Consider the following 1308-nt stretch of genomic DNA (forward strand, 5'->3'; position numbering starts at 1 on the left):
CCACGCTGGCCGGTATCCGGCGGGAGGACGACGATCCTGCACCCCGTCAGAAGACTGCCCTCACCTGGGACCGGCTGACCGAAGCGGTCGATGCGATCCAGGGGCAAGATCCGGTTGCCGTCCGTGATCGTGCGATCCTCCTGCTCGGTTTTGCGGGAGCATTCCGGCGCTCCGAGCTGGCCGGTCTGGAGGTTAGCGACATCGTCACCGACGATGATGGCATGCGGATCCGGCTGAGGCGATCGAAAGGCGACCCGGCCGCAAAGGGGGTGCTGATCGGCATTCCGCGTGGGATTACCCGGAACTGCCCGGTGCGGGCCTACGAAGCCTGGATCAAAATCGCCGGCATAGAAGCTGGGCCGGTGTTTCGACGGATCTGGCTTGCGCCAGTATCCAGGCCCGGTGAGCCCCCTGCCCCGCCGAAGATCGGTGCTGGCGCGCTCTCCGACCGTTCTGTCGCGGACATTATTCGCAAGCGGTGTGGTGCGGCTGGTCTGGAAGGCGACTTCTCGGGTCATAGTCTTCGACGCGGCGCCATCAGCACCGGCGCAAAGGACGGCTATGACCTGCTGGAACTGAAACGCTTCTCCCGACACAGAAGCCTGCAGATCGTCGAAACCTACATCGACGAAGCAAGTATCAAGGAGAGGCATCCTGGCAAAAGCAGATTCTGAACGTGAGGTAAACGAGAAGCTCTCACCCTCAGAGTCCATTTGGAAAGAATATTAGCTATGACATAGGCTTCTGACCATCAACCGAATCAGGCCAGATGCCGCCACGCTTCGCGTGGCGAGTGACCGACCTGATCAACGCCCGTTCCTTATCAGCCGATCGCTCGGGTAACGCAGACGGTCCCGATTATAGCGGACGCGGATTTCGGTCTTCCACATAGGGAACCTCAGCGAACCAAGACCAACACCACATATGGAATCACAACAGGGTCAACGACTTCAACCCAAAACAGCTAACCAATTCAATCGAATCAAAAATCCTTCCGAACGACCATTCAGACCGGAGCCCTCTGCCCAACCGACCTTTGAGCAATTCAGTCTACTCCGGTAATTCGCTGTCGACCCACAACACCATGTTCCAGTTACCCATTACGCACCCTCATATCCAGTGTGTGATTTGGTGAGCAAGTCGTGTGATTTGGTGAGGCGATAATGGAGATATTTGGCGTTTTTCCATGTTATCCCGTGTGATCTGGTGAGCAAACTAATATTAGATACTATTAATATCAATTAGTCCTCTCACCAGATCACACACCCTTGGATGACGGGGCACTGGGGCATGCCTGCTCAAGAAGCA

At 56.5% G+C, this 1308-nt stretch carries 1 protein-coding gene; it reads left to right on the forward strand.

Annotation, left to right across the window (positions count from 1 at the left end; translation table 11 throughout):
• Positions 1-674 (forward strand): site-specific integrase (locus AD944_RS00395; protein ID WP_156477215.1); only part of this gene is annotated, 674 nt, incomplete at its 5' end.
• Positions 675-1308: the final 634 nt, after the last annotated feature.

This window comes from Acetobacter tropicalis (genome assembly GCF_001580915.1).
In the GTDB taxonomy this organism is placed as follows: domain Bacteria; phylum Pseudomonadota; class Alphaproteobacteria; order Acetobacterales; family Acetobacteraceae; genus Acetobacter; species Acetobacter tropicalis.